Origin of the sequence: Paenisporosarcina quisquiliarum, from assembly GCF_043641925.1 — a bacterium.
GTDB lineage: Bacteria > Bacillota > Bacilli > Bacillales_A > Planococcaceae > Paenisporosarcina > Paenisporosarcina quisquiliarum_A.
Window position 1 is genome coordinate 15,001 of the sequence record NZ_JBHZRU010000012.1, and the last position, 25,433, is coordinate 40,433.

The window sequence follows — 25,433 nt, forward strand, 5'->3', positions numbered from 1 at the left end:
GTGTTTGGAAGTAAAATTAGAATGGAGTGTCGATGGATGAGAAGAGCGGCATTTGGTGTTTTTGTATCGATGATTATTGGAGGAGTTGGATTCATTATTTTATTTGGCGAAATCTATGCCATATTACTTTCATTATACGCGTTTCCTTTTTTAATTTTTTATGGTCTACCAGTTGCTTGGATGGCTCATCAATTGACACATGAGGATATGGAATGGCCATCTTTAAAAAGACTTCTCGTGTATATCGTGATGGGAGGATGGCTACCGATACTTATCGTATTCATTGGTTATTTAAATAATGAGCCCTATGACCCTCTAGCCGTCATTGTCATTGTACTTTCAATGATTTTTGCATTTGGATTTTGGTTGGGTGAAGAATTATTTGACCGAACAAAATTGAACGAATGTACTGAACCGAATTTAATGAAAGTTTAAGTCTCTAGAATATGACTGAAAAAAAAGGATCAACCCATTCAGGAGTTCTCTTGAATGGGGTTTAGTTTTGTACTTATTTAATTAACATTAAAATATTTAGAGATAAAACGTAGTTCCTCTTCATACGTCAAAATTCCAGTCGCACGTCCTACTGTACCGTTTTGTAGTGACCAAATGCTATTGTGATCTTCATCCACTCCACTGAAGTCATCCTCTTTCCAGCGATTTAAGATCTTCAGATACGTACTTTCATGTTTAAAGTTTTCTTTATTTCCCTCTACAACATCTATCAAACGTACGACTCTTTCTTTGGTAAGTGGAATCATGCCCCACTTTTTATCAGCTTTTACTTTTTGATGAGACATTTGGTGAATCGCATTTTGAACTTCCCCATCTGTCATTGTTTCTGGAAATAGTTCAATGACATCAATTTTTTCTTTATCTTTGATTTCAATGACTTTTTCTCCATCATTTTCAATAGTCTCAGTTACAATAACATCCTTTTTGTTAACGATGATTTGGAGATCCGGTTTAATTTTCATATATATAAGAGTGCCAATCAGTCCAATAAAGGCGATCAGTAAAACCGCTTTTTGAATTTTGTTAAATTTGAGTGGTTTTTTATCTGCGATTGTCATCAACCTCCAATTCCATCTACTAATGGTATTATCACCCAGTTGTTTGTTGATAACAACAATAAATTAGATATTAGAAATTGATGTACTTATAACAAAGCATCAGCTTCCACAATTTCAATCGTTTGATTTCCGATTGTTGATAAATCGATTTCATATGGAGTTACGGCGATTTGTTCTTCGTCCCTAATAATTCTAATTTCTGGACGGCCGACCGCTTGATAATTGTATTTAGTTACGATGCCTGTTCGTCCATCATTTAATTTTACAGTTAAACCTGGCGGGTATAGTGCAATTGAATTTTTAAATAAATGAATTTGTTTGCTATCGAACTGCGTCCCGCTCCCTGCATAAAGTATTTCCATCCCTTTATGGGGTAACAATGCTGGTCGGTATGGTCTTGGGTTCGTTAATGCATCAAATACGTCAACTACACTAATAATTTTTGCGTACTTATGAATTTCATCATCTTTTAAGCCTCTCGGATAACCTAAACCGTCGACTCTTTCATGGTGTTGCAAAGCACAATGAGCAACAGTGACAGGAATTTCATGCATTTTTCTTAGCATTTCAAAACCTAGTTCACAATGCGTTTGAACCTGAGCATATTCATCTTTGGTTAGCTTGTCTGGTTTGTTGAGTATTTCAAGGGGCACATATACTTGCCCAATATCGTGTAACATTGCCCCTAAGCCGATTTCTTCAATGTTCTTTAATGGCAACCCATTTTCGATGGCCAATTGACACGCATAGATCGACACGTTTAAGCAGTGATTGTATACATAGTTTTCGTGCATTTTAGTCGTAGCTAGTAGGTTAAGTGCATCTTGATTAGTATTTATGCAACTTTGAACTGCCCCCACTTATCGACCTTACGATCTGATTGAAGTGGGAGATTCTTGGGAACAGAGCGTACTTATTGACGTATTTCTTAGTCAACAGAGGTTTCTCTTATTGATCAAGCTATCCCCGTAGATTCCTACGGTTCTACCCTTTTGTTTAAGCCAAAATTAAGGTTCTTAAGCCTTCGGCTAGGATATTTTTGCTGGCATTAATATCTCTATTGTGATGTTCGTGACAAACAGGACACGTCCAATCCCTTATTTCAAGAGATTTCTTGCCATCCTGATGTCCACAATCGGAACATATTTGACTAGACGGGAACCATCTGCTTATTTTCACGATGGTTTTACCATACCATTTCGCCTTGTATTCTAATTTCGATACAAAAGCAGACCACGATACATCAGAGATTGATTTTGCTAACTTATGATTGCGTAACATTCCTTTAATATTCAAATCTTCGATACAGACAATATCGTGGTTTTTGATGATGTCTGTACTTAATTTGTTAAGGAAATCGTCACGTTGGTTCATTATTCTTTCGTGCAATCTAGCGACTTTTATCTTTTGCTTCTGATAGTTTTTTGCATCAAGAAGGCTTATCCCCTTGTTTTTAGCATTCAATGCACGTCTTGAAAGTTTCCGTTGTTCACGCTTTAGTTTCTTTTCCATCTTTGATGTGAACTTATTATTATCAATCTTGCGACCATCAGAAAGAATAGCAAAGTCAGTGATACCTAAGTCTATCCCAATAGATGATTCCGTTTTCTCCAATGGTTGAACGTCTGTTTCGACCAGGATGGATACAAAATATTTGCCACTAGGATTATGTCTAATAGTCGCACGAATAATACGACCTTCTACTTCACGACTTTTTACAAAGTGAACCAAACCAAGTTTCGGTAATTTTATTTTGTTGTCTACAACGGCAATGTTATGATTGGTTTCTTTCGTTGTGTAGGATTGGACCTTACTCTTTTTAGACTTGAAGCGTGGTGCTTTATTTTGTTTGTTGAAGAATCGTGAATAGGAATTAGCCAGGTTTTTAAGTGAGGATTGAAGGGCAATGCTATCAACTTCTTTTAGCCATACGAGCTCGTTTTTTAAATGTGTTAATTCAGCCGAACAAGAATGGTACGATAACCCTTTGCCAGTTTCTTTGTAAGTATCGTTCCACCGTGCTAAAAAGCGATTGAATACGAAACGACTGCATCCGATTGTTTTAGCAATGAGGATTTCTTGTTCTTTGGTTGGATAGATCCGGAATTTGTATGCCTTATTGACTAACATGATTTTCACCCCTACCGATACGAATGTTTGTTCTCATTGTATCATCGTGAGGAAAGTTTTGGCTACCGCCAACCGACATTCATCTCCCACCTACTCATTAAGCATCTCCTTTTTCATTCCTTGAGGTGGGAGATGAATGTCGGATAAAGATAAAAACAAAAGTGATGTTTATTATTTTTGAAAAAAAAAACGACAAAGCTAATTTGTCGTTTAGGAAGATAATATAAATGGAGACTATCGGGATCGAACCGACGACCTTTTGCATGCCATGCAAACGCTCTCCCAGCTGAGCTAAGCCCCCAAAATTCTATGCGTTATAGAAATAAAAAAGTGAGTCAATACCGCTTTTTTCAGATTTTTGTTACAATGTACAGTATACCTTAAATGGAAATTGATTCAAGGTGCGAGAGGGTGTCAGAGATGCAGAAAATGCAACAGCATGCAGAACGTGAAATCAGTACACCAGTTTCTTTATGTGATTCAAAAGGGAATTTAAATCCGGCTGCCATTGGATTTGCTCGACAGCCGATTATCGATAGCAATTTAACTGGGCATTTTATGCGCAAGAAAAAATGGAACTATTGGTGCGTGTATGGTGAAGATATTCTTTTCTCAGCAACGATTAGTCATCTGGACTATGCAGCTGTCTGTTTCGTGTATTTCTTAGATTACGAAACTCAAAGATTTTTCGAGAAAACAATTACCATTCCACTTGGACAACGGATTAATATGCCTAGTAAGGTTTTAGAAACAGTAAAATTTTCAAATAACGATATGAGCATTCAACTTTTACATATGCAAGGCGAAACACATATGACCGTAACAATTTCAGATTTCGATGGTGAATTACTTCATGCGGATTTGCATATTGAACACCCGAAAAATGATGATTCTTTAAACGTGGTCATCCCATGGAATCGACAACTTTTCCAACATACTGCTAAGCATCACACACTTCCAACAAGTGGCTTTGTGAAAATTGGAGAAAAACGTTATACATTTAACCCAGAAGAAAGCTTCGCCGTTTTAGATTATGGACGCGGAGTTTGGCCGAGATCTGCACATTGGAACTGGGCGATGGCTTCACAAAAAGTTGGGGATCAGCGCATTGGCTTAAACTTTGGTGGGAAATGGACCGATGGAACTGGGATGACAGAAAATGCAATTTTCGTGGATGGAAGAATGACTAAAATTCATGAAGATGTATTATTTGAGTATGATCAGAATGATTTTATGAAACCATGGCGCATTCGAACTAAATTTTCTAAGGACGTTGACTTAACATTTACTCCCTTTTTCAAACGTGTCGCTAAAACGGACGCACGTTTAGTCACATCTTCAGTGCATCAACTCGTCGGTTACTTCAACGGTGTTTTGAATTTAGAAGATGGGTCAAGCTTAGCCATCACTCAAATGCTTGGAAGTTCTGAAGAACATTTAGCTAAATGGTAAATGAAAATCCTCACTGCCCGTTAAAGGCAATGAGGATTTTTTTAATTTCTTTAATTGTGTTGACCAATAAAATTCATCATCTTTTCAGGGTAATCTGTAAAGATTGCGTGAACACCTATCTCATGCAATGCTTGAGCGTGCTCGATTTCATTTACAGTAAAAACGCGAATGATGGAACCCTTTAGCAAAGCTTCTTTTGTCATTTTTCGCATCGCTGCTGGTAAAAAAATATGAAGTGCATCTGATGGAATAAACCGAGCATAATCATATGCATCCACTAATACTTCCATCGTCAATAAAGCGACTTCTATATGAGGCGCACTCTTCTTAAACTCACGAATTGCTTCATGATCGAAAGAAGATACTACGACTCTGTCTGCTATTCCTAGTGATTCAATTTCATGTAATACCTTATTGCCTAGTCCTTCATATGGAAAAATATCTGACTTTAGTTCAATGTTAATATGGTGAGATGTGTCTTTAAAAACATGCAACACTTCTTTTAATGTTGGAATTGATTCATTTGCAAATTCTGATGAAAACCAACTGCCGTAATCATGTGCTCTAAGTTCAGCTAACGTTAAGTCTTTCACATTACCTGTGCCCGTAGAAGTGCGGTCGATGGACTCGTCATGAATAACGACAAGCTCCCCATCTTTCGTTAAATGTACATCCAGCTCGACGCCGAAAATCGGAAGTTTAGCCGCTGCATTGAAAGCTGGGATTGTATTTTCCGGATGTGTTCCCGATGAACCTCGATGTGCATAAATTTTCATCCTGTCACCCCTTAAATTTCTGTCCGTAAAGTCCACAGCTCTGGGAAGAAATATTGATCTAACACTTTTTTCAAGTAATGAACTCCTGATGAACCACCCGTACCTGTTTTAAACCCAATGATTCGTTCAACTGTCTTCATATGACGGAAACGCCATTGCTGTAACCAGTCTTCAATATCAACCAATTTCTCAGCTAATTGATACAGTTCCCAATATGAGTCTACATCTCGATAGACCGTTTTCCATGCTTCTAAAACACTAGAATTTGGTTCGTATGGGCTTGAAACATCACGATTTAAAATCTGTTCATCAATAGGCAAGCCGCTGCGTGCTAGTTTACGAATCGCTACGTCATAAAGCCCAGGTTGATTAAATGCCTTTGTTAAAATGCCCAGCAATTCTTCATCTTTTTCATATATTTTAAGAACATGCTTCGTTTTGTACCCTAAAGCAAATTCAATCATGCGATACTGATAAGACTGGAAACCGCTAGCATTTCCTAGAGATGATCTAAATTCCATGTATTCTGCTGGCGTCAATGTAGATAGGACATCCCAGGCTTGTATAATTTGAGCTTGTATTTTTGATACACGAGCCAATTGTTTCAGTGCTGGTTGCACTTCATCCTTTTCAATATGAGCAATAGCTCCACCTAACTCATGCAATATTAGTTTCATCCACAACTCTGACACTTGATGAATCATGATAAATAATGGTTCATCATGATGGTTCGTTAATCCATCTTGTGCTGATAATAGTTTATCTAAATGAAGGTATTCACCATATGTCATATTTTCTTTAAAATCTGTATGTAGTCCCGCTTCTCCTTGAGCAGCAAAGTTTTGACCATGATCCATTTTTGGCTTTTCCATGTTTTCAATCTCCTTCAGCTCAACTTCGTCTCGATCTCATCTACTTAGATTATGACATGCATCTTTCCACATTAACAGAGTTCTTGCAATTTATTGAAAATTCTACTTGCTCTTGTTAATTTCATATGATAAGATTCAATTCTGTTTTCAAACCCCAACATCACTTGTATTGCTAAAAGCGTATCTTTATTTCTACCAAGACAACGGTTCGAAGTTAAAGATGTTAGCTGTCGCTTTAAGCATTACTTTAAGAACCCATCACGAATTGCAGGACGCAAAAATCAAAATATCGGAGGACTGTATGACACAGAAACATCCTGATTTTGAACAAGAGCAAGAGCGCCTGACTTACACCAAACACTATATGAAACAACTCCTCGACGAATCCATGCGCGATGTGAAATCTGCGCAAGAAAATATTCGTCACGCCATGGCCGATTTGGATTACTTAGATTCCAGTTTAAGTTATATGAATATTTTAACGAATGCTCGGTTTTTTGAAATGGCTCGGTCTCAAAAAGAAGGACTCGAAGCTATTCAGCAAAAGCCTTATTTTGCGCGCATTCACTTTCAAAAAGATGGCGAAGACAGTGAAATGTTGTATATCGGAAAAACCTCTTTATTCCATCGCGAAACACAAGAACCGATTATTGTTGATTGGCGCTCTCCCGTCGCAAACGTTTACTACGATGGACGACTCGGCGACATCGAGTATGATGTCCGTGAAGAACGGTTTTCTGGTCATTTATTTTCAAAACGGCAATACATAATTGAACAAGGCGAACTTCAATCCGTTCGTGATATCGATTTAACAACCAATGACGAATTGCTTCAAGATGCACTAGCCGGGAAAGCGGACGTTCGCCTTACTGAGATTGTTTCAACTATTCAGGCAGAACAAAATGAAATTATTCGTGCACACTTAAAACAACCTATTCTCGTTCAGGGTGCGGCCGGTAGTGGGAAAACAACGATTGCACTGCATCGTATTTCTTACTTCCTCTACACAATGGGTGAACACTTTCCTGCCGACAAATTAATGATTCTCGCCCCTTCTAAATTATTCATGGACTATATTGCCGATGTTTTGCCTGAACTCGGTGTTAGTCAAATTTGTCAAACCACCTATGCTGATTACGTCTTACAAGCAACTGGTATTAAAGTGAAATTATCTGATTCCAATTTAAAATTAGCTGCATTGACAGAGCAAACAGTTCCAGATGCGCAGATGCTTTGGCTTTCACAAATGAAAGGCTCCTTAGACTATAGGGGTTTACTCGATTTGTATGTAACTAATTACGAAAAAGAAATCGCCGCTCAATTTGAAGATATTTTCATTGAAAAATATCGAATCATGAAGGGTGCTCGTCTTAAGAAACTATTTCTGGTAGATTTCGCTTATATGCCAATCGAAAAACGGTTGGAACGAATTAAAACCATCTTACTTTCACATGTTCGCCAAAAAAAGAAAGAAATTTTGTTGATGTTAAATCAAAAATACGATGATGCATTAGACAAAGCACTCTTTGGCATACGGGATGACGCAAAACGGAAATCCGAAGTGACAAAATTCATTGATGAACGCGATCGACGTATTCCATTAATTGAAAAAGAATCTAAATCAACCGCTTCGGTTTATATGAGACGTTTCAAAAAAGCTTCCATCAAAACGATGTATCGGAAATTCGTAAGTGATTCCGTATTTTTTGAATTGTATGCATCGAGTTGGAACGAAGAGCAACTTCAAGCTTTCCATCAGCATCATGTTCGCGATACTTGGGAATTAGAAGATTTAGCTCCCCTTTACTATCTTCATTCAAAAGTAAAAGGAATTTCTGACCAATGGAAAATGCGTGTAGTTTTTATTGATGAAGTGCAAGACTATAGCATTTTCCAACTAGCTGCTTTAAAAGAAGGACTGGATACGGATATGTTCACAATGGTCGGCGATTTAGCCCAAGGTATTCACAGTTACCGAGCGTTAACTTCATGGGATCCAGTTGTCGAACTGTTCCCTAGAGCGACCTATACGACTCTCCAAAAGAGTTATCGAACAACGATTGAAATAATGGAAATGGCGAATACCATTTTGCTTCAAATGGAGGAAGAGTTGCCACTTGTTGAACCCGTAGTTCGCCATGGCATTCCACCAGTTTTTCATGAAATGAAAGAAATTGATGCAAAGAAAATAGCGAGTTTACTGACTGAAATAAGAGAGCGTGGGCATCATTCCATCGCACTGATTTGTAAGACCACAAAGGAAGCTGCTCGTGTTGCACATATATTAAACGAGGAATTTCCGGTTCAATTATTAACCGATCACTCTGACATTGATCAGCAGAAGTTATTAATTGTTCCGAGTCATTTGGCAAAAGGATTAGAGTTCGACGCTGTTCTGGTGACGGCTCTTGACGAACCTTTTAGAGCCCATTCAATCGATCGCAAACTTTTGTATGTGGCTATGACTAGACCCATGCATGAACTTCATTTAATTGGACCGAGTTATTCACATTTTCTATTGAATAATTAAAAGACTTTTAGCCGCTTCCTTCTTAACTTGAAGAAGCGGTTTTTTTATTTACTCTTGCAACCTTATAAAAATACGTGTATCTTTAAATCGTAATGATTACTATTTAGGTTTAAGGAGTGAAAGTATGAATAATCAAATTCCCGTTACAGTCTTAAGCGGATACTTAGGGGCAGGTAAAACTACGGTTATGAATCATTTGTTAGCAAATAAAGAAGGAAAGAAAATCGCAGTTATTGTGAATGATATGAGTGAAATTAATATTGATTCACAATTAATACAAAACAAAGGATTTTCTCGAACAGAAGAAAAATTAGTTGAGTTAACGAATGGGTGCATTTGTTGCACATTACGTGAAGACTTAATGATTGAAGTTGAGAAACTAGCAAAACAAGGAAATATTGATGCCATTCTTATTGAATCTACGGGAATTTCCGAACCTATTCCAGTGGCACAAACGTTTACATACATTGACGAGGAAGTCGGGATTGACCTTTCAAAATATTGTCGCTTAGACAGTATGATTACAGTAGTAGATGCTTTTCGTTTTTGGAGTGATTATGAAAGCGGAGAATCCCTCTTGGAGCGAAAACAAACGGATGACGAACATGACGTACGTGATGTATCTGATTTATTAATCGATCAAATTGAATTTGCAAATATCATTTTAATCAGCAAGACCGATTTAGTGTCTACCGAATATGTACAAGCATTTAAATCCTTTTTGACAAAAATGAACCCAGATGCACTTTTAATCCCTATTCAAAATGGGGTTGTAAATCCTTCTGAAATCTTCAATCAAAATTTATTCGACTTTGAAAAATCAAGTCAATCTGCTGGTTGGATGAAGGAGTTAAACGAAGAACATATTCCAGAAACAGATGAATATGGAATCAGTTCATTTGTTTATAAACGCAAACGTCCCTTTCATCCAGAGAGATGGAATGCTTGGCTTAGTGCATTCCCGCAAGAAATCGTTCGCTCGAAGGGGTTTTTCTGGCTTGCTACAAGAAATAAGATGGCCGGTCTACTTTCCCAGGCAGGAAACTCTTTGCAATTCCAAGGAGCTGGCTATTGGATTGCAAGTTTATCAAAAGCAGAACAAAAGCAAATTATGGCTGAAGATGAAACGATTAGCTTAAATTGGCATGATATACACGGAGATCGACAAACGGAAATGGTTTGGATTGGACTCGATATGGATCAATCTGAGATTGAATCGCAACTTGATGATTGCTTATTAACTGATGAAGAAATGAAGAGTGACTGGACAAAGTTCCAAGATCCCCTTCCACCGTTTGTCGCTGCTAATTAAAACGTATAAAAACCACCACTTTAATTAGTGGTGGTTTGAAAATAAATTCGTTGCCTGTGGGGTCTAGCGTGTTTCGGTTTTCCGCAGGAGTCTTCAGAAATAGCCAATCACTTTCCTAAAAGAATAGTTTGCAGATTCAGGCTTACAGCACCGGTATAATTGCTAATTTCAGAAGTAAATTTGTGAAAAAAACACATAATTAAATTCATATTTACAACAATTTTAGTTGATTGGAATGGAGGCGGCGACTCCGGCGGAATCAGCACGAACTGAAGACTTTGAGGGTCAAAGACTAAAAACGCCACATCATGTGGCAACGTCTTTGAAACCAACATCCTGTTGGCCTCCGCGGAAAGCGTCCGCTGCAATGAAAATCAACAATTATTATTTATTTAAAGTCTGAACCACCACTCTAATTAGTGGTGGTTTTTACGTAATAATCTACTTGTAAATTCGTTTTAAATCCTGCTTTTTCGTAGATGGAAAGTGCTCCAGCATTATCGATTTCTACATCCAGCATAACCTTTTCTACTTCTCGATTTTTCGCTTCTGCCAATACAAAATGCAAGATGGCAGAACCGATGCCTTGACCTCGTTTAGACGGATCTGTTGCAAGCGCAGTAATCCAAAACGACTGATCGTCTTCAACAACTGTTACAGTTCCTACGCAAATCTCATTCATCTTTGCAACGTATACATGGCGACTCGGATTTGACTCATTGAAATTCAATAGTGTGTGTACTTCTTCTTCTATATCTCCAAATGCATTCATGAGTATTTGCGTAATTTCATCATGCTCATTTGTTAAAGGTTGCACGTGAACTTGTCTATCTGATTTCTGTTCAGCAGGGGCTGCTTGCATAGTTGCTTCCGAGAAATTCCATTCGTAATTTAATGAATCTAAAAATTGCTTGGCATTCGGTGCGTCTTTAATCGCGAGTGCTAACTCTGATTCTGCCCCACGCATTTCAAGATTTTTATTCAAAGCCGAAACTAAAGCTTTGCCAATTCCTTGCTTTCGATAACTTGGATGCACAAGTGCGCTCCATTCATAAGAATGAACACCAATCATATCAATAGCGGATACGACTCCAACTAATACTTCTTCATCATACGCTACAACTGCAAACCCTTTGACAGATTCATCTGTCATCGCATACAGATTAAGTACTTGCTCATATGAAAGCTGGTCCTGTTTTTCAGTTAATTGAATGAGTTCCATGATTTCTCTCGCTGTTTCTTGGTCGATAGGAAATGAAACAGTCATTAAGGAAATATCCACACAATTTTCCACCTTTCTATCATTTGTATGTCAAGCCCGTGTCAAATTCATAACAACGGTTTATTTCTCTATGAAAAAGGCTATATAATAACAAAAGTTTGATATTTTAAGGAGCCTTCACATGGAGAAGAAACGTTTAAATTGGGTAGATGTCACAAAAGGATTTTTGATGATTTTAGTCGTCATTGGACATTATCCAGGACAATTAGATTTCCCATTAGGAAAGTATATATATTGGTTTCATATGCCTGCGTTTTTCCTGTTAAGTGGGCTATTTTTTAAGCCTGTTTTGGAAAAAGGCAAATCCAAAGAAGTCATCTACAAACGCTTTATGCAGCTTATCGTACCATATTTGTTTTTCCTTGTAACGATTACTGTTATCCGTTATGGGATGGAAATCGGTTCAGGAAATATGGAGCTTTCATGGTACTTGAATGACTTATGGACACTCGTAATTGGTGGGCGTTTCGCACGTGGAGCTTATGGCGTGTTTTGGTTTGTCACTACACTATTCTTTACATTCTTGTTTTTCTTATGGATGACTAAGTATTTCAATCGTACGAAACAGATTATTATTTTGTCGGTATTCTATCTAATTGCACATATTGAAAGTTTGTTTGCAATGCGCGTGATTGGCGGTGCACCAGACGAAGCTTCTCAAACAATCCCAATGATTTGGAATATCGATGTAGCACTTATGGCGGTCGTCTATTTCGCACTCGGGTACTATATGAAACATATTTGGATGAATATCACCACACCTTGGTTCATTGCTGGTTTAATAGTTAGTATTTCAGCAGTTACTTTGGATTGGTACAAGGTCATTGATTATCATTTAAGTATGAAGTTTTTACGTTATGAACACTTTACGCTCGATTTACTCATTCCCATATCAATCACGTTAGTTTTCGTCGGCTTAATGCAACGCATTACAGCAAAGATTTCACTTTCCTGGTTACAAAATATTGAGAAACACTCGATTTCAATTATGTATTTGCATATTTTCACCGATATCGTGTTGAACGATTACTTTGAATACGGCTTAATTGGCTTTACTGCTTTCGGGCTTATTGTGCCAATCGTTGCTTCGATTGTCATTCAAAAACTTGTGCCTCATGGTCGTTTATTCCTTGGCGGCTTTAATCCTAAAAGAAGAAAACGGATTACACCAACCCCATTACCAAACTAAAAAGAAGGTGGAGCTCAAATTGAGTCCACCTTCTTTTTAAATTTTCGATTCAGCAAGCATATGGTAGTACAAGCCTTTACTTTCGATTAACTCATCTTGATTTCCAGATTCCACTAGCTCACCTTGTTCCAGCACATACACAACGTCTGCTTGTCGGATCGTATTCAAACGGTGTGCGATAACGAAACTCGTTCTGCCTTCCATAAGACGTTCAAGTGCTTCTTGAATCTTCACTTCTGTTACTGTATCAATACTGCTCGTGGCTTCATCTAGCAGTAATATGACAGGGTCTGCGATGAGAGCTCTTGCAATTGAGAGTAATTGTTTTTGTCCTTGACTGATTTCTCCGCCATCCGCGGTTAAGATCGTGTCATACCCCAGTGGCAGTTTCGCAATAAATTCATGTGCATTGGCTTTATTCGCAGCTTCCATCACTTCTTCATCCGTAGCATTCAGCTTCCCGTAACGTATGTTTTCCTTCACGGTTGCTTCGAATAAAAATGGATCCTGCAATACGAATGCAATTTGACTTCTTAATGTTTGCCTTGGCAACTCCTGAATTGGTATATCATCTATTCGAATTTGACCTTCATTGGCTTCATAAAAACGTGCTAACAATTGCATAATCGTCGTTTTCCCAGCCCCAGTAGCCCCGACTAAAGCAGCCGTTTCTCCAGGGTTCACAGTGAAATTCACATGACGAATCGTGTGGTCATCATCCGTCTGTTCATATTTAAATGAAACATTCTCAAACTCCACTTTCCCCTTAAGCATCATATCTTGATACTTGGTTGCATCATCTTTCTCAATCGGTTCACCAATAATGACAAATACACGCTCAGCACCTGCAATTGCCGATAATACCGTATTAAATTGATTCGCCAAATCGTTTAAAGGACGCGTAAACTGTCGCGCATATTCAGAGAAAATAACAATCGTCCCGATCGTTACATGCCCGTTTAATGCAAGCAAGCCACCAATACCTGCCACAATGGCAAAACTCGCGTTATTCAACATGTTCATGACTTTCGGAATGAATCCTGAATAAGTAAGAGCCCAAAAGCCGGTTCTACGAAGTCGTTCACTCTTCACCGTAAATTCATCAATGACTCGATTTTCTTGTGAAAATGCTTTTACAATTCGTTGGCCTGAAATTGTTTCTTCAATCATTCCATTTAAATCACCTACGGCTTGCTGTTGCTCTTTAAATAGTTTGCCTGTTCTTCTAGTAATCCACTTCATGGCAATAAACATAATGGGGATAATGGTCATCGTTAAAAGAGTGAGTAACGGACTCAAAATGACCATAACAATAACAGTTCCGGTTAACGTTAATATACTCGAAAACACTTGTATAAATGAGCTATTGAGCGTGGAACTGACATTCTCAATGTCGTTGGTTACACGACTCATTAACTCCCCATGCTGTCTTTTATCAAAAAACGAAACGGGTAGTTTTTGAAAATGAGCAAACAAACTTGTTCTCATACGATAAATCGTTTGTTGTGCAATACCGATCATCCAATAGTTTTGTAAAAACATCGATACAGAAAGGAACACATAAATGACAATCAACCACACAATCTTCGATTGCATACCTGCAAATTCCCCTTCGACAATATGCGTATCAATAATTTTTCCGATAAGAAAAGGACCAATTAACGCTAGTGCAGAACTGATGACGACAAGTAGCAAAACTGTTATGAGAAGGAACCGTTGCTCATCTACTAACTTCCAAATTTGTTTAAAGACAAATTGCCAATCGCTCGGTCGATCACCTTTTTTCTTTTTGACTGGTTTAATATCATCCTTCGAAAGAACTGGTTCATAGCCAAATGGTTTAGAGAGTATGTTGCGCATTTTCAGACACCTCCAGTTCTTGCTGAGACTCTGCGATTTCGCGGTACAATTTAGAGCTTCTTAATAATTCTTTATGCGTCCCATACCCTGAAATTCGGCCATTATCAAGAAGTAGAATACGGTCTGCTCCTTTGGCTGTTCTAATTTTTTGAGTCACAACTAACATCGTCGCATCCTCTTTTTCAAGAGCTTCCCATAGAGCAGTTTCTGTCTTAACATCTAACGCACTCGTGCTGTCATCTAACAAAAGAATCTCTGGTTTACGCACTAGAGCTCGAGCAATAGATAAACGCTGTTTCTGTCCACCCGAGAGATTTACACCTTTTTGTCCTACACGTGTCTCATATCCTTTTGTAAATTGTTCAACAGATGTATGAATTTGTGCTTGTTTGGCTGCTTGTTCCAACTCTTCAATCGATGCCTCTATTTTGCCCCATGCTAAGTTTTGATAAATACTTCCCGAGAATAAAAGTGACTGTTGAGGAACTAATCCAATGGTTTGCCTTAGTTGATCCAAAGACCAATCCTTCACATTTTTCCCATCGATTTCAACCGAGCCACTTGTTACATCAAAGAACCGAGTTATGAGTTGAAGCAATGTTGATTTACCAGAACCAGTCGCTCCCATTATGGCGAGCTTTTCACCTGATTTCATCGAGAAATTAATGTCTTTTAATACAGGTTCCTTCGTATTCAGATAGTTAAAGGAAACATTTTTAAACGTGATTTCTCCGTTTGCAAACTTTCTCATTTCTCCTGTTTGTTCATTGCGTTCTAGCCCTTCATTCACCAGCAAAACTTCTTCCATACGTTCAGCAGAAGCCTTCGCTCGAGCAACCGCCATGATAATAAAAGCGAACATTGAAAAGGCACCGGTCATTCTCATCGCGTAATTGACAATCGCTACAAGCTCTCCTATTTGAGCATCATTCGTTTGTATTCGATCAGCACCAAACCACAAAACTGCAAGCAAACTGACATTCATGACGAATAAAAGAAGCGGTAAAATGATTTCCATCATTCGTAATGCTTTCACCGTATCCATTTTCAATAATCCAGATACTTGCTCAAACCGTGAAGACTCATATTTGCCACGTAAATAGGCTTTGATCAATCGGACAGCTTGAAGGTTTTCTTGGAGAACGCGATTTACTCGGTCCAGACTTACTTGAACGCGAGCAAAATACGTAACCCCTTTTCTGACCATTATGTATAAAAATATAATAAGAAATGGTACTGCTACTACTAAAAACATGGCAAGATATGCATTAACAATAAAAGCCATGATTAAGCTTCCTAACACAAGGAGTGGTGCTCGAAGCATAATACGAAGACTCATAAACAATACGTTTTGAACCATTGTTACATCACTCGTCAATCGAGTTATAAGACCGGAGGATGGAAAACGTGTAAAAGTCGCCATCGTAAATTGTTGCACTTGTTTAAAAAGGGCACTTCTTAAATCAAACGCAAAGCTTTGCGCCGCATGGGAAGCAAAGTAAGAGTTTGTCGCACCTGATAGAAACGCTAAAAAAGCCATCCCCATCATCACGGATCCCCAAACCCAAATGACCGATTGGTCCTGCTTTAAAATGCCATCATCAATTATTTTAGCTATTAACAATGGCTGGACAAGTTCGACCGCAAGCTCTGTAAGCATAAGGAATAGTGCTACAGCTATTGGCCATTTATATGGTTTTACATACGAAAAGACGGTTTTCATATCATTGTGCCTCCTGAAACTTCTTCGCTCTACGAATTAATTATCTGATTGTTCCCATTATGCCACAATGAACAGGATTGGGGTATCTTATCGACACGATAAATATGCATTTTTTGTGAGTGAGCAGTCGCTCAGTTTGAATTTTGGGGTTCTTGGTTAGAATTTTGACGTTCTCAGTTAGAATTTTGGCCATCTCAGTTAGAAAAATCGACATCTCAGTTGTAATTGTTAGAAGTTGCAAAATGTACAAAGCTTCACCAACAAAAAACGACTGCCAAGCATTGCGGGCAGTCCACATTAGGTTTTACTGATCTTATATAGCCCCGCTCGCCTGCGCGTCGCGGGTGTTCCTGTTGGTGAGCGGTCGCTCAGTTAGAATTCCGGGGTTCTTGGTTAGAATTTTGACGTTCTCAGTTAGAATTCTGTCCATCTCAGTTAGAAAAATCGACATCTCAGTTGTAATTGTTAGAAGTTGCAAAATGTACATTGCTTCACCAACAAAAAACGACTGCCAAGCATTGCGGGCAGTCCAAATCAGGTTTTGAAAATCTTATATAGCCCCGCTCGCCTGCGCGTCGCGGGTATTCCTGTTGGTGAGCAGTCTCTCAGTTAGAATTTTTGGGTTCTAGGTTAGAGTTTTGACGTTCTCAGTTAAAATTTTGGCCATCTCAGTTAGAATTTTCGATATATTGGTTGTAATTAACCAAAAAGAAGAGCCCCCTCTTTTCAGAAGGAGCCCACCCACATTAAATCTTAAATTGTTGTACGAGTTGTTTCAGTTCTCCTGAAAGTCCGTTCAATACATCTGCTGAAGATGTGATTTCTTCCATCGATGCATTTTGTTCTTCTGCTGCCGCTGCAACTGTTTGAGCACGTTCAGATGCTTCAGTTGAAAGAGATTCAACTTCACGAACGCGTCCTTCCATTTGATGAGCTGATGCATTCATTTGTTGGAAGATAGCTGTGATTTCTTCTGTTTGAGCAGAAACTTCGCCAATCATCTTGGCAATCTCGTCATAGCTTTCACTCGATTTTTCAGCTAAGCCAATTCCCAGCGCGACTTCTTTCGTTGAACCTTGCATAGACACGATGGCTTCTTTAACTTCGTGTTGAATTGATCCAATTCGAGAGTTAATATCTTTTGCAGCATTTGCAGATTGCTCAGCAAGTTTTCGAACCTCATCTGCTACAACCGCAAATCCTCGTCCATGATCTCCAGCACGAGCAGCTTCAATTGCTGCATTTAATGCCAATAAATTCGTTTGTTCCGCAATAGCAGTGATAAGACCGACAATTTGACCAATTTCTTCGGATTTCACACTTAATCCACTTACGACATCTGCCGTTTTTTCAGAAACAAGTCGGATTTCATTCATCTTCTGACGTGTTTCCTCCATTACATGAAGACCCGTCGTTGTTAACTCAGTCGTTGATACAGCTTTATCTGAAACGTCTTGAATCGCTACGGAAGCTTGTTCCATACCTGTCGACATTTCACCAATCGATTCTCTTACATGACGAACAGATTCAGCTTGGACGTCAGCACCTTCCGATACATCAGCCATCGATTCTGTAATTTGCTCTGTTGCGCGACTCGTTTCAGATGCACTCATTGAAACTTGTTCAGCCGAAATCGCAACTGTTGAAATAGATGCTTGTAGATCTTTTACAAGCTTTTGAAGAGTCATTAGCATTGTATTAAAATGCCCAGCTAAATCACCAAATTCATCTCTATTCTTGATTTGTATTTGATCTACCGTTAAGTCCCCATTTGACATCGCTTTAAATCGATCCATTAACAATCCAATCGGTTTACGAATTAAACGAGTTAAGAAAGCGGCAATCGCCACAGTTGCAAGAATAGCAAACAAAATACTTATAATAAGGGCTAGCATAACGCCATTGAACGTACTGCTGCTTTTTGCTTCCAGTCTTTCAGCTTCTTCTAAATCAATAAACACTAACTCATCCAATGTTCTTTGGATAGAATCATATTGAACATTACCTTCGTAAGTTAGTGCCACTGCACGGTTTGTATTATCTTTCGTACTAAACACTTGCACTTGTTCATTTTTCTCTATGTATTGATCCCATTTCTTCACAATATCTTCATGTAAATTAATGGCCATTGGATCTTGAAGCAATTTCCCGTAGCTTTCAAGCAACGTATTAATTTCTTGAACTTGCGCATCAATGCGTTCTGACGTTTCTCTTTTAACTGTTACATCAGTTGATAGAACATGTCTTTGCGTTAAGCTCATGACATTTTCCATGCGATAGTTTAAAGACTTCACTGCGTCTACTCGAGGTAAAATACGCGTATTTAGTTCTTTTGTGTTGTCATTCAGCACGATTGTACTGTAAACAGCAATTCCGCTTAAAATTAAAAATAATAGAATAATAGATGAGAACGCGATGATCAATTTTTTTCGAATGTTAAATCTAGCATTATATTTTCCGAATTTCGGAGCTTTCATCTTAAATTTTGAAAGTCCAACTCTTGGTTCTTTCACTTTTTTAACTTTTGGTACTTTGGGTACTTTGACTTTAGAGCTTTTGAATGGATTTCTTTTTAATTTACTCATAATATTAGTCCCTGCTTCCTCGTGTCATAATAATTGTATCGGCAAAACTTTACGATTTTTTACCGGAAATTGATAACCATGTGACAAAAAACAACATGCATATTGCACCTACCCATTGCCACATGCCTAGAAGTTGATTTAACCAAATGACTGAAATCACCATTGCGGTTAAAGGCTCAATGCTTGAAAGAATGCTTGTTTCTGTAGCTGAAATGTATTTCATGCTGCTTAGGAATAAAACAAATGCTAACGTACCGAAAATAATAATTGTTAGTAGCAACAAGACTAACTTCAAATCCATCAAATAAATCCACTCAGATGATTCCCAGATTCTTGTTACAACACCCAAAATAATTCCGCCCATTAACATTGACCAACCCACAACTAATATAACGCCCCATTCTTTCATTAAAGCGGTGGGATATAGAATATAAAAAGCAAAAGAAAACCCAACAGCGATTCCCCAAGCAGTGGCAACTGGACTAATAAGGAGCGTTGACAATGTGCCATTAGTTAATAGCAAAAATAAGCCAAATAACGTCCCGATAATTCCAATCACCTGTATTGATGGCGGCCATTTCTTCAATCTCAAAGAGACGAATAGGATGACAAAAATGGGTGCTAAAAACTGAAGCAGTGTTGCAACTACTGCATTACTAGCTTCTATAGCAGCTACAAAAGAGAATTGAACGCCAAGCATGCCGAACACCGCAAAAATTAAGAGACGTTTAACCCAATAAGAATCTTTCAAAATTTGATAAATATCCTTCTTTTGAAAACTTAAAAATAAAAGTAAACCGAATCCTGCAATAAATAATCGCAAGGTCAACATAAATGCCACTGACAGTGGTGAATTATTTAAGATCCATTCCATTAGAGGCCCGGTTGCACCCCATAACATTGCGCCTGTGACAATCAATCCAATACCTTTTAACCGTTCCATGCGACCACCTACCTATATATCATAACTTATATCCTACTCTTCTCACAGATAAATTCTCAGTTTATTAAAAATATTTTATTTCCAACCTTTTATCGACAATTTTAATGGTAAAACTTAAATCTATGGAAAACCAATTCACTTTTTACTCAGACAACTAGCTTTGTGCCATGTTAGATAACTCCAATTTTAATTAAATAAAAGCCTCAATTAACAAATTCACACAAAAATCGTTATACAAAAATATTTATTTCTCTATTTTTCAGAATAAACTTTTTTCAAATTAATGACGTAATCGTAAGACTTCTTTATAATATAAAATAGTATGGTTTACAAGGAGTCCTTAAATATGAATCGATTGCAACAAATATTGGAATCAGGGAACGAAGTATTTAACCACGTACCATTTCCAATGATGCTGACAACTAAAGAAGGGATTGTTCTTTGGTGGAGTCGAGAAGCCGAAAAAACTTTTGGCTATCGGGCAGATGAGGTCGTTGGCCAATTTTATCCTTTTATCGAAGAAGAGAAATCGGCGATGCATAAGGCTACTTGGGATCAAGTGCTTAGAAGTATCGATCCTATTCGATTTGAAGATTTTCTTTTACATACAAAGCAGGGAGAAGAAGTTCCCGTTTCTGCTGTTTTAAAATCGTTAACGATAGATAACGAGAGATGCGTTATGTTTTTATTTGAACAATATAATTCAACAATTACCAATGACACGACCGGCGCTCAGGAATTGGCGAGTATTAAGAACGGTTTGGACCAAACATTTATGCTTACGTATATTGATGAAGAAGGTCTAATTATTTATGCAAATGATTTATTTTTAAAAACGAGTAAATGGACACCAAAAAGAGTTGTAGGGAAATCCTTTTGGCAATTATTCCCTCCAGGAACTGGTGAAATGTTTGCCAATACAATTTGGACTTCATTAAAGAGTAATCGAGTGTGGCAAGGTTCGGTTGAGAAGATTACGAAAGATGGGGAAACTTATTGGGTTGAAATGACGGCCATTCCTGTAACTGCATCTTCTAATGACACAATGTACTATTGTATTTTAGAAAAAGATATTACAGAGAAGAAACGGCTTCAAACGCATCTCGAGCAAATCGCTTACGTTGATCCCGAGACCAATTTGATGAATCGTCATCGCTTGGAATATATCGTTTCAAATTTCATTGAAGAAAAACGTCATTTTTCGTTTGTTTTTTTAGATATCGACAAATTTTTCACATTAAAAGACATGCATGATGAAGATTCCGAAACAACTCTATTACTTGAGTTTGCTAAACGTATGAAAATGTATTTCCAAGATAGCGATATTGCAAGAGTTGGTGTGGATGAATTTGTTGTACTGACCCCTCTTAGTGAGTGGTTCATACAAGGATTTTTAACGTATTTAAAACAACATCCAATTTATATTCGCAACACCGCTATTCCGATTTCAATTAGTGGTGGTATTACACGATACCCGGAAGATCAATCCACTTTCCTTCATTTAATGAAAGCATCGAACGCAACCATTCATAAAGTAAAGCAAGATGGTGGCGGTAATATTGTGAGTCTTTCAAAATCGACTCACCAAGCACTTAGTCGTAAATTAACGATTGAAAAACGATTAATAGAAGCTTTGCATCACAAGGATTTACAAGTTTACTATCAACCACAACTTGATGTCCGTTCGGGTAGTATCAACACTGTGGAAGCGTTAGTACGTTGGGAAGATGAAGTGCTTGGAACTGTGCATCCTAACGAATTAATACCAATCGCAGAAGAGTCAGGTATGATTCATGATATTGGGACGTTTATGCTTGAACAGTCTTGTAAACAAGCTGCTATATGGCAAAAAGAAGGTCGTCCATTAAAAGTGAGTATTAACTCATCTGTGCGGGAATTCCGTGATCATAATATGGTTAAGAAAATTCGCCAAACTCTTGAAAAATACAGTTGTCCTGCTCACCTATTGCAAATTGAAATTACGGAAAAGTTTGCACTTGAAGCTGAAGCGGAACAATCGATTATTCGTCAAATGCGTTTATTGCAACAAGATGGCGTTGCATTTGTACTAGATGACTTTGGGACAGGCTATGCTTCATTCAGATACATGCAGTTGTTACCAATCTCTGAACTCAAAATTGATCAGTCCTTCATATCATCAATAATGCAGCAAGAAAAGCTTCAGAAATTAGTCCATGGTATGATTCAGTTTGGAAAATCAATGAGTATTCGAGTTTTAGCCGAAGGTGTAGAAACAATTGAACAGTTCGAGCTATTAAAAGAACTTGGTTGTGACGCACTGCAAGGATATTATATTGGTCACCCAGTCACATCTGATGACTTAGAACAAACAATTTCATCAAAAAATTCCTGAGTCTATACGACTCAAGAATTTTTAATATGTTGTCTTTCATATTAAAAAATTGTCACAAAAAAACTGTCATGTGAAATTCACTTCACAATGACAGTTTTTCTTTTGGCCATATATCTAAAAATCAATTGCATTAACACTTCTGCAAATACGAGACCCATAGCAATTGCGCCTGACGTCATAAATGCTTTCGAAGCAAAAGCAATAGCCGTTAAATAATCGTTTTCAACAATATTCCGCATGGCGTTATACGCAAGTCCACCCGGTACGAGTAAAATAATTCCCGGTACACTAAAAATAATCATTGGCATTTTAAATCGTTTTGATAATATATGTGCAGCTAATGCGACTACAAATGCACCAGCAAAGGATGCCTGCACTTGATCTTGTGAGACCATTGTAAAAGCACTGAAAATCATCCAGCCGCTCATCCCAACAACTCCACATGCTACGACCTTTTTACGCGGCGCATTAAATATGATGGCAAACGACACAGCAATAACGAAACTCAGAATGCCCTGTATAATCCACGTCATGACATCCCTCCTAAAATGATAGTACCAATGCAACACCTGCACCTATGGCAAATGCGGTTAGTAATGCTTCTGCACCTTTTGAAACACCAGAAACAAAGTGTCCCGCCATTAAATCGCGAACTGCATTTGTAATTAATAGTCCTGGAACAAGCGGCATTACACCGCTAATGATAATAATATTTAAGTCTTGACCGAGATTTAAAAAGGTGGATAAAAACGCGGTTAGTCCTACTATAGAAGCCGCAATGAATTCAGCAAAAAACTTCACTCTCGTTAACTCGTGTATTAAAGTGACGACAATGAACCCTAATCCTCCTGCAATTGTGGCTGCTGGTACGTCCCAAACAGTACCTTCAAACAGGATAAGAAAGCATCCACTCGCTATAGCTGCTGCGATTAATTGCCAAGAAAAAGGAAACAATAAATTCGCGCTAGCAATTCTTTGCAATTCCTCATAGGCTTCTTCAATTGTCAATTCGGTGGTAGTCAATTTACGAGAAACTTGATTGACCAATGCTATTTTCTCTAGATCCGTAATCCTTAAGCGAATTGCCATTAATCTTGTGGAACCATCCTTACCTAACGAAAACATGATTCCTGTCGGTGTCACGAAACTTTGAGTGCCGATTAAACCTTGCGATATCGCCATTCGTGTCATCGTATCTTCAACCCGATACGTTTCTGCACCACTTTCAATCATTAATCGACCTGCTAGCAGGCAACAGTCAATGGCCAAATCATTTTTCTCATTTAGCAATTTTGCCCACTCCCTTCAAAAATACCTTTTGCATCATATTATCGAACCTGCGTCTAAAAAACAAATTTTGTATGAATCCAAAAACAGGTACTGAAACTACAACTAACACCTCAAAGGCTGTACAATAATACGAATAAGATATAAGAACTTTTTCGATAGGAGGTCAATCATTCATGGAATCCATTCACATACTCCAAAAACGAATTGCCATTTCCCAAGGTTCTCGTCCCGCTGACTTCATTCTTCGAAATGCTAAAATAGCTAACGTTTTTTCATTGACCTGGATTCAAGCTGACTTAGTCGTTTCAGATGGTGTCATTATTGCCGTTGATCGCTCTGGTTTATTTCAAGCCTTGAATGAAATGGATGCGAAGGGTCGTTACGTGATTCCTGGATTAATTGATGGGCATATTCACATTGAGTCTTCTATGCTAACTCCTTCTGCATTCGGAGATGTTTTATTGCCTCATGGCGTGACCACAGTCGTTACGGATCCCCATGAAATAGCTAACGTGGCAGGTATTGAGGGGATTCAATTCATGTTAGATAATGCCGAGAAAAGTCCAATGGATATCTATGTCATGCTTCCTTCTTGTGTACCGTCCACTTCATTTGAGCATGCAGGGGCTATTCTTCAAGCAAAAGATTTATCTCCCTTATTAGCTCATCCATCCGTAATCGGATTAGCAGAAGTCATGGATTTTCCTGCGGTCTTAAATGGAAATGAGGATATGCTAGAAAAAATCGTCATGACGCAACGGGCAGATTTGCGAATTGACGGTCATGGGGCTGGTTTACAACATGAGCAAATTCGTGGATACCGAGTAGCTGGAATTCAAACGGATCATGAATGCATTTCATCTGACGAAGCACTTGATCGAGTTGAGCAAGGCATGTATGTATTGATTCGCGAAGGGTCTGCCGCAAAGAATTTACAGGATCTTTTGCCAGCGGTTTCTGGCCAAAATGCACGTAGGTTCTTATATTGCACTGACGATAAACATTTAGATGAACTCGTTAATGAAGGGAGCATTGATCATGCGATTCGTCTCTCAATTAAAGCGGGGATGGACCCATTACAAGCGATTCAACTTGCTACCATAAATGCAGCTGAATGTTACGGGTTAAATGGCAAAGGAGCACTAGCCCCAGGTTTTGATGCGGACTTTGTTTTGCTAGATCATCTAGAAACTCTTGAAATATCTTCTGTTTGGAAAAAAGGTGTTCAAGTTGCACACAGTGGTGAAGTGATAACTCAAACTACTAGCAATACTGATTGCTCGAGTCGAATTCGACAATCTGTCCACTTGCCTTCATTGACAGCTTCAGATTTAGCCATCCCATTTTCACAGGGTTCGACTGCAAATGTGATCGAAATTGTCCCGAATCAGCTAACAACAAATAGAGTTATTGAAACAGTAGATGTTAATGAAGGAAAATTTATACCTAACATTCATCATGACCAATTGAAATTAGCAGTTATCGAACGTCATCACCATAAGCACACAATAGGACTAGGAATTGTAAAAGGCTTTGGCATTCAAAGTGGCGCAGTTGCTACGACGATCGCACATGACTCACATAACGCGATTGTTCTTGGCACCAATGATAAGGATATGTTAGTAGCTTTAGAAAAGCTTCAATCCATGCAAGGCGGTTTGGTAGTTGTCGATGGAGGTAAAATCCTTGCCTCGTTAGCTTTACCTATTGGGGGATTAATGACCGAAAGCCCTACACAGCAAGCTGTCCATGATCTTCACAAGTTGCACCAAGCACTCCATACAATTCATCCGACACTTGATTACCATTTAATGTTGACCTTATCATTTCTTAGTTTACCTGTTATTCCTTCATTGAAATTAACAGACACAGGATTATTTGATGTTACATCATTTAAACATATACCCGTTGAACATACAGAAAAAGCAGGCTAATAAGCGTTACGGACTAACCCCAGCATAGATCATGAGCCTCAAGTGGTGAAAAATGGGGCTTACAGTTACATGTTTTCTTTAAAATCCTCATATAAGTAGTGTGATTAA

The 25,433-nt window shown here is 38.2% G+C and carries 20 protein-coding genes and 1 tRNA gene; 7 read left to right on the plus strand and 14 right to left on the minus strand.

Annotated elements, in window-relative coordinates:
• Window positions 1-21: 21 nt before the first annotated feature.
• Entirely contained in the window at window positions 22-435 is a 414-nt protein-coding gene (locus ACHUE4_RS10215) for a hypothetical protein (protein WP_394189632.1), read from the plus strand.
• Between the two features lie 77 nt (window positions 436-512).
• On the opposite strand, the gene ACHUE4_RS10220 is transcribed toward ACHUE4_RS10215, so the two are convergent.
• The 4 genes from ACHUE4_RS10220 to ACHUE4_RS10235 form a co-directional block, all read right to left on the minus strand.
• On the minus strand, window positions 513-1,073 hold the full coding sequence (locus ACHUE4_RS10220) for a DUF6241 domain-containing protein (RefSeq protein WP_394189634.1): 561 nt from the start codon (window positions 1,071-1,073) through the stop codon (window positions 513-515).
• Window positions 1,074-1,159: 86 nt separating this feature from the next.
• Window positions 1,160-1,933, minus strand: coding sequence for an HD-GYP domain-containing protein (locus ACHUE4_RS10225; RefSeq protein ID WP_394189636.1), 774 nt, complete (start codon window positions 1,931-1,933; stop codon window positions 1,160-1,162).
• Window positions 1,934-2,069: 136 nt separating this feature from the next.
• On the minus strand, window positions 2,070-3,203 hold the full coding sequence (tnpB, locus tag ACHUE4_RS10230) for an IS200/IS605 family element RNA-guided endonuclease TnpB (RefSeq protein WP_394189638.1): 1,134 nt from the start codon (window positions 3,201-3,203) through the stop codon (window positions 2,070-2,072).
• Between the two features lie 228 nt (window positions 3,204-3,431).
• Window positions 3,432-3,504 (minus strand) — tRNA-Ala (locus tag ACHUE4_RS10235).
• Between the two features lie 128 nt (window positions 3,505-3,632).
• Between ACHUE4_RS10235 and ACHUE4_RS10240 the strand changes: the two genes are divergently transcribed.
• The gene (locus ACHUE4_RS10240; protein WP_394189799.1) at window positions 3,633-4,655 is read left to right on the plus strand and encodes a DUF2804 domain-containing protein; all 1,023 of its coding nucleotides are present in this window, start codon (window positions 3,633-3,635) and stop codon (window positions 4,653-4,655) included.
• 50 nt (window positions 4,656-4,705) lie between these two features.
• On the opposite strand, the gene ACHUE4_RS10245 is transcribed toward ACHUE4_RS10240, so the two are convergent.
• A complete protein-coding gene (locus tag ACHUE4_RS10245) occupies window positions 4,706-5,431 on the minus strand; it encodes a glycerophosphodiester phosphodiesterase (RefSeq protein WP_394189640.1) in 726 nt (241 codons plus the stop codon).
• A gap of 11 nt (window positions 5,432-5,442) precedes the next feature.
• Entirely contained in the window at window positions 5,443-6,303 is an 861-nt protein-coding gene (gene kynA, locus ACHUE4_RS10250; protein WP_394189642.1) for a tryptophan 2,3-dioxygenase, read from the minus strand.
• A gap of 301 nt (window positions 6,304-6,604) precedes the next feature.
• Here kynA and helD point away from each other — a divergent pair, with 301 nt between their 5' ends.
• The gene (helD, locus tag ACHUE4_RS10255) at window positions 6,605-8,833 is read left to right on the plus strand and encodes an RNA polymerase recycling motor HelD (protein WP_394189644.1); all 2,229 of its coding nucleotides are present in this window, start codon (window positions 6,605-6,607) and stop codon (window positions 8,831-8,833) included.
• Window positions 8,834-8,957: 124 nt separating this feature from the next.
• Complete coding sequence (locus ACHUE4_RS10260; RefSeq protein WP_394189646.1) at window positions 8,958-10,145, plus strand: GTP-binding protein; 1,188 nt, start codon at window positions 8,958-8,960, stop codon at window positions 10,143-10,145.
• A gap of 107 nt (window positions 10,146-10,252) precedes the next feature.
• Here the strand turns inward: ACHUE4_RS10260 and ACHUE4_RS10265 are convergent, their stop codons facing one another.
• A complete protein-coding gene (locus ACHUE4_RS10265; RefSeq protein WP_394189648.1) occupies window positions 10,253-10,480 on the minus strand; it encodes a hypothetical protein in 228 nt (75 codons plus the stop codon).
• A gap of 77 nt (window positions 10,481-10,557) precedes the next feature.
• Complete coding sequence (locus tag ACHUE4_RS10270) at window positions 10,558-11,427, minus strand: GNAT family N-acetyltransferase (RefSeq protein ID WP_394189650.1); 870 nt, start codon at window positions 11,425-11,427, stop codon at window positions 10,558-10,560.
• A gap of 121 nt (window positions 11,428-11,548) precedes the next feature.
• On the opposite strand from ACHUE4_RS10270, the gene ACHUE4_RS10275 reads away from it, so the two are divergent.
• Window positions 11,549-12,616 carry an acyltransferase family protein gene (locus ACHUE4_RS10275; RefSeq protein ID WP_394189652.1) on the plus strand — a complete coding sequence of 356 codons (1,068 nt, stop codon included), beginning with the start codon at window positions 11,549-11,551 and terminating at the stop codon, window positions 12,614-12,616.
• Between the two features lie 36 nt (window positions 12,617-12,652).
• On the opposite strand, the gene ACHUE4_RS10280 is transcribed toward ACHUE4_RS10275, so the two are convergent.
• The 4 genes from ACHUE4_RS10280 to ACHUE4_RS10295 all read right to left on the minus strand — a co-directional run bounded on the left by ACHUE4_RS10280 (window position 12,653) and on the right by ACHUE4_RS10295 (window position 19,727).
• The gene (locus ACHUE4_RS10280) at window positions 12,653-14,476 is read right to left on the minus strand and encodes an ABC transporter ATP-binding protein (RefSeq protein ID WP_394189654.1); all 1,824 of its coding nucleotides are present in this window, start codon (window positions 14,474-14,476) and stop codon (window positions 12,653-12,655) included.
• Window positions 14,457-16,199, minus strand: coding sequence for an ABC transporter ATP-binding protein (locus tag ACHUE4_RS10285; RefSeq protein ID WP_394189656.1), 1,743 nt, complete (start codon window positions 16,197-16,199; stop codon window positions 14,457-14,459). Before ACHUE4_RS10285 ends, ACHUE4_RS10280 begins: the two co-directional genes overlap by 20 nt.
• Before the next feature lie 746 nt (window positions 16,200-16,945).
• Window positions 16,946-18,784 carry a methyl-accepting chemotaxis protein gene (locus ACHUE4_RS10290; protein ID WP_394189658.1) on the minus strand — a complete coding sequence of 613 codons (1,839 nt, stop codon included), beginning with the start codon at window positions 18,782-18,784 and terminating at the stop codon, window positions 16,946-16,948.
• 49 nt (window positions 18,785-18,833) lie between these two features.
• A complete protein-coding gene (locus tag ACHUE4_RS10295; RefSeq protein WP_394189660.1) occupies window positions 18,834-19,727 on the minus strand; it encodes a DMT family transporter in 894 nt (297 codons plus the stop codon).
• A gap of 346 nt (window positions 19,728-20,073) precedes the next feature.
• Between ACHUE4_RS10295 and ACHUE4_RS10300 the strand changes: the two genes are divergently transcribed.
• The gene (locus ACHUE4_RS10300) at window positions 20,074-22,101 is read left to right on the plus strand and encodes a sensor domain-containing protein (protein WP_394189662.1); all 2,028 of its coding nucleotides are present in this window, start codon (window positions 20,074-20,076) and stop codon (window positions 22,099-22,101) included.
• Window positions 22,102-22,178: 77 nt separating this feature from the next.
• Here ACHUE4_RS10300 and ACHUE4_RS10305 read toward each other — a convergent pair whose 3' ends face one another.
• The gene (locus ACHUE4_RS10305) at window positions 22,179-22,634 is read right to left on the minus strand and encodes a threonine/serine exporter family protein (protein ID WP_394189664.1); all 456 of its coding nucleotides are present in this window, start codon (window positions 22,632-22,634) and stop codon (window positions 22,179-22,181) included.
• Window positions 22,635-22,644: 10 nt separating this feature from the next.
• A complete protein-coding gene (locus ACHUE4_RS10310) occupies window positions 22,645-23,391 on the minus strand; it encodes a threonine/serine exporter family protein (protein ID WP_394189666.1) in 747 nt (248 codons plus the stop codon).
• A 173-nt stretch (window positions 23,392-23,564) separates the two neighbouring features.
• Here ACHUE4_RS10310 and ade point away from each other — a divergent pair, with 173 nt between their 5' ends.
• Window positions 23,565-25,325: an adenine deaminase gene (gene ade / locus ACHUE4_RS10315; RefSeq protein ID WP_394189668.1), complete on the plus strand. Its 1,761-nt coding sequence runs from the start codon at window positions 23,565-23,567 to the stop codon at window positions 25,323-25,325.
• Window positions 25,326-25,433: the final 108 nt, after the last annotated feature.

Bases quoted from the DNA above. Each gene is read 5' to 3' on its own strand.
- ACHUE4_RS10220 (WP_394189634.1), bottom strand. From the start codon at position 1,073: ATGACAATCGCAGATAAAAAACCACTCAAATTTAACAAAATTCAAAAA.
- ACHUE4_RS10245 (WP_394189640.1), bottom strand. From the start codon at position 5,431: ATGAAAATTTATGCACATCGAGGTTCATCGGGAACACATCCGGAAAAT.
- ACHUE4_RS10300 (WP_394189662.1), top strand. From the start codon at position 20,074: ATGAATCGATTGCAACAAATATTGGAATCAGGGAACGAAGTATTTAAC.
- ACHUE4_RS10265 (WP_394189648.1), bottom strand. From the start codon at position 10,480: ATGTTGGTTTCAAAGACGTTGCCACATGATGTGGCGTTTTTAGTCTTT.
- ACHUE4_RS10285 (WP_394189656.1), bottom strand. From the start codon at position 16,199: ATGAAAACCGTCTTTTCGTATGTAAAACCATATAAATGGCCAATAGCT.
- helD (WP_394189644.1), top strand. From the start codon at position 6,605: ATGACACAGAAACATCCTGATTTTGAACAAGAGCAAGAGCGCCTGACT.
- tnpB (WP_394189638.1), bottom strand. From the start codon at position 3,203: ATGTTAGTCAATAAGGCATACAAATTCCGGATCTATCCAACCAAAGAA.
- kynA (WP_394189642.1), bottom strand. From the start codon at position 6,303: ATGGAAAAGCCAAAAATGGATCATGGTCAAAACTTTGCTGCTCAAGGA.
- ACHUE4_RS10280 (WP_394189654.1), bottom strand. From the start codon at position 14,476: ATGCGCAACATACTCTCTAAACCATTTGGCTATGAACCAGTTCTTTCG.
- ACHUE4_RS10275 (WP_394189652.1), top strand. From the start codon at position 11,549: ATGGAGAAGAAACGTTTAAATTGGGTAGATGTCACAAAAGGATTTTTG.
- ACHUE4_RS10290 (WP_394189658.1), bottom strand. From the start codon at position 18,784: ATGAGTAAATTAAAAAGAAATCCATTCAAAAGCTCTAAAGTCAAAGTA.
- ACHUE4_RS10215 (WP_394189632.1), top strand. From the start codon at position 22: ATGGAGTGTCGATGGATGAGAAGAGCGGCATTTGGTGTTTTTGTATCG.
- ade (WP_394189668.1), top strand. From the start codon at position 23,565: ATGGAATCCATTCACATACTCCAAAAACGAATTGCCATTTCCCAAGGT.
- ACHUE4_RS10305 (WP_394189664.1), bottom strand. From the start codon at position 22,634: ATGACGTGGATTATACAGGGCATTCTGAGTTTCGTTATTGCTGTGTCG.
- ACHUE4_RS10260 (WP_394189646.1), top strand. From the start codon at position 8,958: ATGAATAATCAAATTCCCGTTACAGTCTTAAGCGGATACTTAGGGGCA.
- ACHUE4_RS10295 (WP_394189660.1), bottom strand. From the start codon at position 19,727: ATGGAACGGTTAAAAGGTATTGGATTGATTGTCACAGGCGCAATGTTA.
- ACHUE4_RS10240 (WP_394189799.1), top strand. From the start codon at position 3,633: ATGCAACAGCATGCAGAACGTGAAATCAGTACACCAGTTTCTTTATGT.